Genomic DNA, 8,271 nt, shown 5'->3' with positions numbered 1-8,271 from the left:
TGACCTGCTTATTCGCACCTTCCTTAGCTACGTGATAGTTATAGCCCATGGTCGTTATCTGACGCACAGCTATTGGGGCAAGCGGCTCAGCACATGGAGTCAAGGATACGACTATCCAGCACTGGATCGTTCCTCATTTTCGCCAACACCGGCCGGATGGCCAGACCGATCCTTTTCTCTGGATACCGCCCCTCAGGAATATCCAGGGCACGGTGCGGGAGACTATCGTGAGCCAGCCTTTGAGGTGCGCTATGCCGATGGGCATCAGGTCAGCAATCTACACTATGTTTCACACCGTATTCTCGCGGGTAAACCGGAGTTAACGGACCTGCCAGCCACCTGGGTGGAAGACGATAACGATGCCGAAACGCTGTTTATCACCCTTGCCGACCCGGTAACACTGCTGGAGGTTGAGCTAAGCTACACGATTTTCCGTCAGCATCCGGTCATCACCCGCTCTGCTACGCTAACCAATCGCTCGAAGCAACCGCTGCGTGTACTGCGGGCGCTAAGCTGCAACATTGATTTACCGGATGCCCGTTGGCAGCAGATCCAGTTTCCTGGAGCCTGGGCCCGCGAGCGCCAGTGGCACCGTCAGCCACTTAACCCTGGTATCAATGTTCTCGACAGTAAGCGTGGTGCCAGCAGCACCCATCAACAGCCATTTATTGGGCTGGTACGCCCGGAAACCACCGAAATGCAGGGTGAAGCCTGCGGGATACATCTGGTCTATAGCGGCAACTTTACCGCTCGTACCGAGGTTGATGCCTACAGCCAGACTCGTCTGCTGCTGGGTATTAATCCACACGGTTTCGGCTGGCAACTAGCATCGGGCGAACAGTTCCAGACGCCGGAGGCGATACTGGCCTGGAGCGATAAAGGCTTAAATGGCCTGTCGCAGGCGCTGCATGACCTGTATCGAGACAATCTGGCACGCGGACCACATCGCCACCAACCGCGCCCGATCCTCGCGAATAACTGGGAGTCCACCTACTTTGATTTCAATGAGCAGAAGCTGCTGAAATTTGCCGCCAATGCTAAAGCACTGGGGGTGGAATTATTGATGCTGGACGACGGCTGGTTTGGCGAGCGCAACGGGGATACCTCATCGCTGGGTGACTGGTTTGTCAACGTACAGAAATTCCCGCAGGGGCTGAGGCCGCTGATTGATAGCGTTCACGCGATGGAAATGAAGTTCGGCCTGTGGTTTGAGCCGGAGATGATCTCCCGACGCAGCGAACTGTTCAACCAGCATCCTGACTGGATACTTAACGCGGATCAGCAGCCTTTGTCAGAAGGTCGTAACCAATACATCCTTGATCTGGGGCGCGAAGAGGTGCGCGACAATATTCTCACCCAATTGAGCGAGTTTCTTGCCAGTCATCCCATTGATTACATCAAGTGGGACATGAACCGTAATATGACCGAAGTAGGCTCCAGTACCGCACATCCTGCCTGCCAGCAGGAGACGGCCCACCGCTATATTCTCGGCGTTTATGCTCTGCTTGACGCGTTAACGACCCGCTTCCCGCACATTCTGTTTGAATGCTGTGCAGGCGGTGGCGGGCGATTTGACCCAGGAATGCTCTACTACATGCCACAGGCCTGGGTGAGCGACAATACCGATGCCGCTTCTCGTGTGCATATTCAGTACTCCACCAGCCTGCTCTACCCGCCAATTATGCAGTGCGCCCACGTCTCAGAGGTACCCAATCACCAGATGGGGCGCAGTACGACCATGGATATGCGCGGCGCGGTAGCCATGAGCGGCAACTACGGCCTGATGCTGGACTTAATGCGCAGCGATAGCGAACGTGACGACGCGGTGAAACAGCAAATTTCCTTCTACAAGCAGCACCGCCAGTTATTGCAGTTCGGCACCTTCTGGCGGCTGAGCAGCCCGTGGGAAAACGCCGATTTTGCCGCATGGATGTTCGTCGCACCCGATCAAAGCGAAGCGCTGGTAATGGCCTTTTCGCTGGTCAGTCAGGCCTCCGCACCACTACGTCTGCTGCGTCTGGCGGGTCTTGATCCCGATGCCTATTACCATATCGATGCGAGCGAAAAAACAGTGGGCGGTGACGAACTTCTCTGGCGTGGGATGTGGATTGACCCGCCGCTGAGCCGTGACTACACCAGCCGCATCTGGCATCTGACGCGTATATAACCATATAAAAATGTGGGGGCAACACCCCCATCTAATAAAACAACCTTTTGATTCTTCGCTATGAAGAAGGACTTCCTCATGTCTAAAAACAATAATATTCCTCTGTTTAGCCTTATTAGTGTTGTTTTCATTTCACCTTTTTTTATTGATTCGGTACAGGCCGCAGGATTCTGGGATGACTCACATTTAACCGGCGGGATCTATTATTCCCAACGTTATCGCGATAAACGTGATATGACGCCGGGCAGCGCCACCTACGGCGATTACGTTGAAGACCTCCATCACGGTACTTTTAACGCCAACCTCGATTTCATTTCCGGCTACGCGGCTGATTTTATTGGTTTCGATGTAGCCGGTTTTGCCGCTGCTAACCTGGCGACCGGCAACGGCGCTCACCCAAACGAAATCAGTCTTAGTTCAGCCAATCAGCGTTGGGGCGAAGACTGGTCCGGCGACAAGGGTGGTTTTAATCTCTACAAAGCCGCGATGAAACTAAAATATGACGATTACTGGATGCGCTCCGGTTATATCCAGCCATCCGGACAAACTCTATTAGCCGTGCACTGGGGCTTTGTTCCTGGCGCTTATCAGGGAAGCGAAGTCGGCGGTTCCTGGGATTTTGGAAAATATGGCGCACTCTCCAGTTCTTATTTATGGTCGGATAAATATAAAGCCCCGTGGTATACCGAAATGTATGAATTTCGCGCCGCCGATAATAAAACAAAAATCGACTACGTTCAGTCTATTGGGATGAAGTACGACTTTAAAAACAATCTGCTGCTGGAAGCATCATGGGCACAGGCTGAAGGCTTTATGGATCAGTATATGGGGAAAGTGTCTTACAGCTTCCCGGTTGCGGGTAATATGCTGCGCACCAGCTATCAGTTTTATGGCGCAAAAGATAAGGTGGGTGACGGCACGCCAGGCGCCTACGGTTCCATCAATGACGAATACTCCGGTCTGGCATGGTTACAGGGGGTCACGCTCGGTTATACCGTCGATACTCTGGACTTCCGTCTGGAAGCACAGACCGTCAAAGCGGAAGGTAATCAGGGCTTCTTCCTTCAGCGTATAACCCCGGCCTACGCCAGCTCCAACGGTCGTCTGGATATCTGGTGGGATGCAGCCTCCGACTTTGACGCCAATGGCGAAACCTCGGCCTTTGCCGCCGTTACCTACGATCTAAAAAATTACGATCTCCCCGGCTGGGCCATCGGCGTCGGCTATGTTTACGGCTGGAACGCCAAGCCATGTACCAGTTGTACCATTAACGGCGAACTGGCAGACCAGAACCAGAGTATCGACGAGTCCGCATGGACGCTTAACATCGCCCACACAGTGCAAACCGGTCGCTTCAAAGGAACGCTGTTTAACCTCCATTACATCGACTACGACAACCACAGCAGCAACCCGAATTACAGCAACGGCTACAACAACATGTTCCAGGATGAAATTGATATCAAATTCAACGTGATCGCACCGTTCACTATCTTCTAATCCTGACGCAAAGTGAGAATTCGATGATTATTCCCCAGCAATGTGATTGGCACAAACAGCTACGCCCCCAAAGCAACGACAAGGCACTCTGCCTTCATCGCTCTGCCAATAGCGATAAAAGCGGTATTACATTCCTTCGCAAGCGCTGTTATTCACCCTTTATCGCAGTGAAAAATAACAACAGGGATAAATCATGAAAAAATACCTACCTATGTTCGTCGCCCTCTTCCTTGCTGGATGTGCCAGTTCATCGCCTGCGCCGCAGACACACAGCAACGATGACCCCCTCTCTCCCATGGCGTATCAGGAGTGCATCCAGGCGGCAATGACCGGCAACGGTCAGGCATACAATGAAAAATGCGACAAGATACTAAAAGAAACTCGCTAAATGACCTGCAAAAGGCGGTATTTATCCAAAGGATAAAAGCCGCCTTTCTTTCCAGATGAGTTCAACCCACTAAGGAAAAAATATGCTGCTACATGATGGAAGGACAGTAAATCTACAAGGCGAGTGGCGCGTTAAAATAGACCCTCAGGATACTGGAATCGATGAAAAATGGTTCGAAAACCGCGTAGCCTCTGCCGGCTTCCATATTCCCGGCACCTGTGCTGAACACCGACTGGGCGAGCATCGCGTACTCGCGCCAGGCCTAACGAAAGAAGCCGTACAATGCCTGAGAACTGAATATACGTACCAAGGGGCGGCCTGGTATCAAACGGATATTTGCCTGACCGACTGTCATGCCGATAAGCACATTATTTTGTTTCTCGAACGCGTTATGGGTGAAACACAGCTGTGGGTCGATGGCGTTGCCGTGGGTCGCCAGGATAGTCTTTCAACCCCGCATCAATTTGATATCACTCGCTATATCAGCGAAGGAAAAACGCAGCAGATTACGCTGAGAATAGACAATCGCGATATCCAGAATATCGGCGATTGGCCCAGCGCCCGCACTGATCAAACGCAAACTATCTGGAACGGTATTGTCGGTAAAGTTGAGCTACAGATTCAAGACCGCCATCGCCTGAACCATCTGCTAGTGGCCATGGATAGCCAAAGCCGTCAGACACAAATTCGCATCGATAAGGAGCCGGTCATTACTGACTGGCAGAATATCATGCTCACTTTAACCCTTCGTGAACTGAACGGCCGCGTCATTCAGCAAGAAGTCCAATCTTTACAGACTAAGCCCGATCAACCTACGATCACCCTCGATTTTTTACTTGCCGATCGCGTCATATTGTGGGACGAATTTACACCACAGCAGTATCGATTAGCGGTTGAAATCCAGAACCTTGCTGACTTATCTTCCACCACCGCCGTGGTAGAAAAAACAACCGGATTCCGCCAACTCAACACCCGCGATGGCGTGTTAAAAATTAACGGCACTCCCCGTTTCTTACGCGGCAATATCGACTGCTGTATATACCCACTTACCGGCTATCCGCCAACAACGGAAACTGAATGGACACAGGTGTTCAAGCAGTTGAAAAACCATGGACTTAACCACGTCCGCTTTCACTCATGGTGCCCACCAGAGTCGGCCTTTATCTGCGCTGACCGCGAAGGACTCTATCTTCAGGTTGAAGGCCCGGTATGGATGGATAACTGGATGGATTTTCCGGTCGGTAAACATCCCGAACATTACCATTGGCTTCCCGAAGAGGCAGAACGCATTATCAGGACATGGTCCATTCACCCTTCATTTTGTATTTTCAGTAATGGAAACGAATTAAACGGTGATTTTCAGATTTTGCGTGACATCGTGCAGAGGCTAAAAAACATTCAGCCCCAGATCCTCTATACGCTCACCAGCAACTGGGATCGTACGGTCGCAGAAGAAGACGATCTCTTCATCACCCAATCATCAGCAGGAATAGGGGTTCGCGGGCAATATTTCCTCGACCAATTGGCAGAAGCCACCACGCTAAATTTTTCGGCCGGGATTCAGGCTCAGCAGATCCCGGTGATTTCTCACGAGGTGGGACAATATGTTGTTTACCCTAACGTAGCCGAAATTCCCCGTTATACGGGCTGTTTAACACCAGTAAATTTGCAGCGTATTCGCGATGACCTCGAGCAAAAAAATCTGCTGCCGTACCTTAATGACTTTGTTCACTCATCCGGCAAGCTGGCCTTGCTACTGTATAAAATGGAAATAGAAGCCGCACTGCGCACCCGAAATATGGGTGGCATACAGTTGCTGAGTCTGCATGATTTTCCGGGGCAGAGCACCGCAACCGTCGGTCTTCTTGACGCATTTTATGTCAGTAAAAATATTGTCCCCGCAGAAACATTTCGCCATTTTTGCTGTGAAACCGTACCACTGGTGATGATGCCCACGCTGTTCTATACCTGCGATGATGATTTTGTCGCGGAGGTGCAAATAGCTCATTATGGCGCAGAGCCGCTTCATCAGGTGACGCTACAAGTACACATAATTGGCGAAAATCAGCAGGTGCTTTTTGCCCATGATGTCTTTATTGACGAAGTGCCCCTTGGTCTGCTGAAACAGCCGCTGACGATTCATGCCGCTCCTTTCAGTCACGTAACGGGAAGGCAGGCGATGCAGGTCAAAGCCGAAATTCGTGACACGCCATACCAAAACCAATGGGATATTTGGGTCTATGGGAAAACGGAATCAACCTCACTACCCGCTTCAGTAAGCCTCTGCCATGAATGGTCTGAAGCCATTGAGAGACGTTTGCAGAATGGGGAAAACATCCTGTTGTTACCCTCCCCAAGTCAGGTGGCACAGCTCTCAACCAGCACATGGTTCCCGGTATTCTGGAGTCCGGTACATTTTGCCAGTAAAGATCCCTGTGGGATGATCATTGATAATCAACACCCATTGTTTAGCCGCTATTTCCCATGTGAAAACTATGCGACTCTGGAGTGGAAATCATTGCTGGAAAATAGTTTTGCGATGAATATTGATTCACTTGGTCGCTGCGACCCCTTAACGCTACTGACGCCTAACTTTTTCCATAATCACAAAAGCACTAACCTCTTCGAATGCTGGGTGGGACAGGGTCGGCTGATGATATGTACGCTAAATATTGAGGCCAATTCACATAATGGCGTTAGCGAGCAGCTAAAAAGCGCGCTTTACCGTTACCTAGCCTCTGCTGACTTCATGCCATGCGCCCAACTGGGTATTGCGGAAATTCGCGCGCTGTTCACGACGGCAAACCCTGACGAGGAAGCCAAAACGGATCTGGCCTTAGGGCAACCCGCGCATACCGATAGTATGAAGTCGATGAACTATGGGCCTTTACGCGGTAATGACGGCAACCCGTCAACATCATGGATCGCCGCCGACGCCGAGGCAGGACATTACTGGCAGGTGGATTTCGGCAGCGTTCTGCCCGTCACGTCCACCAAAATTGTCTTCAACGAAAACGCCGTTTACGCCTATGTCATCCAGAGTTCACTTGACGGCGAAAGCTGGGACGTCGTGGTGAATAAAACCCATCAGGTTACGGCCCAACAAACACACGAGGATGAGTTCGACGTAGAAACGCGCTTTCTGCGAATCGTCTATCAAGGGTTAACCAACGGCATTTGGGCGGGACATCGCCAGTTTTCAGCCTATGGTCTCAACCTGCGCTAGCTGGCTACGCCGAGCCAACGCGATAAAATCCTGCAGGGCGGGCTTCAACTCGCCCTTTTTCCAGGCCATCAGCAACGCAATGGTCGGCACATCACCGGCGATAGGGCGAAAAACCACCTGGCCGGTATTAAAATTATTCATATAACCGGGTATCAAAGTCACCCCCAGCCCCATACCAACCAGGTTCATAGTCACCAGAATATTGGTGGCGACCTGCACAATATTGGGTTGGCTTTCCTGCTGTTGAAACCACGCTTTGACAATCTTCGCCAACGCGCCGGAATAGGCCGGATCGGTACTGACAAAGTTCACGCCGTTCAGCTGCTGGGCTGAAATCGTTTTCTCGCTGGCTAACGGGTGGTTAACTGGCAGTACCACGACCAGCGGCTCATGAATCAGTTCCAGATAGTCGAGTTCGGGGCTGTAAATCGGATGGCGCATTAAGCCAACATCCAGCTCGCCGCGCAGAATTTTCTCTTCCTGCTCAGTGGTTATCAGGCTCACCAGTTCAATATGCGTGTCCGGTTGTTTTAAACGAAACAGCGGCAGAACCTTCGGCAGCAGATTCACCTCCGCGGAAGGGACAAACCCAATCGAGAAATGACAGTCTTCCTGCACCGCCTTACGGGCGCGAATTTTGGCATTTTCTGCCTGTTCAAGGATCGCCAGCGCATCCTGCAAAAAGCACTCCCCTGCTGCCGTCAGCGCGACTTTGCGTTTATCCCGCACCAGCAGCGTCACCCCGATGCAGGCTTCCAGATCGCGGATCTGGCTGCTTAACGACGGCTGAGAGGTATGCAACTTCTCTGCCGCACGGGTGAAATTCAGCGCCTGCGCCACCGCGACGAAATAGCGTAAGTGCCTCAGTTCCATACCCTGCTCCTTGTTATCGAAAAAACGTCTCAGCTGGTAGATATTTACTATTTCACAGATTGATAACTAACCAGCAACATCCTTGGGGTACAAAAAAAGAAGGTCAATACATCTTAGCTT

Annotated in this window: 5 protein-coding genes; 4 read left to right on the top strand and 1 reads right to left on the bottom strand. The window is 51.3% G+C overall.

Annotated elements, in window-relative coordinates:
* Positions 1-4 precede the first annotated feature (4 nt).
* The 4 genes from FDW88_RS17455 to FDW88_RS17440 all read left to right on the top strand — a co-directional run bounded on the left by FDW88_RS17455 (position 5) and on the right by FDW88_RS17440 (position 7,278).
* A complete protein-coding gene (locus FDW88_RS17455) occupies positions 5-2,167 on the top strand; it encodes an alpha-galactosidase (RefSeq protein ID WP_137363057.1) in 2,163 nt (720 codons plus the stop codon).
* A gap of 78 nt (positions 2,168-2,245) precedes the next feature.
* Complete coding sequence (locus FDW88_RS17450; protein WP_249354899.1) at positions 2,246-3,664, top strand: OprD family outer membrane porin; 1,419 nt, start codon at positions 2,246-2,248, stop codon at positions 3,662-3,664.
* Between the two features lie 193 nt (positions 3,665-3,857).
* Positions 3,858-4,052, top strand: a complete 195-nt coding sequence (locus tag FDW88_RS17445; RefSeq protein WP_137363053.1) for a ChiQ/YbfN family lipoprotein — start codon at positions 3,858-3,860, stop codon at positions 4,050-4,052.
* Positions 4,053-4,134: 82 nt separating this feature from the next.
* Entirely contained in the window at positions 4,135-7,278 is a 3,144-nt protein-coding gene (locus tag FDW88_RS17440; RefSeq protein WP_137363052.1) for a discoidin domain-containing protein, read from the top strand.
* Here the strand turns inward: FDW88_RS17440 and hcaR are convergent.
* Positions 7,252-8,151: a DNA-binding transcriptional regulator HcaR gene (gene hcaR, locus FDW88_RS17435; protein WP_137363051.1), complete on the bottom strand. Its 900-nt coding sequence runs from the start codon at positions 8,149-8,151 to the stop codon at positions 7,252-7,254. The two genes, FDW88_RS17440 and hcaR, sit on opposite strands and share 27 nt — an antisense overlap.
* Positions 8,152-8,271 lie beyond the last annotated feature (120 nt).

It is taken from the genome of Citrobacter sp. wls829 (genome assembly GCF_005280825.1).
Lineage (GTDB): Bacteria > Pseudomonadota > Gammaproteobacteria > Enterobacterales > Enterobacteriaceae > Citrobacter > Citrobacter gillenii.
The sequence above is the reverse complement of the archived record's forward strand: the minus strand, read 5'-3'. Positions and strand labels throughout refer to the sequence as shown.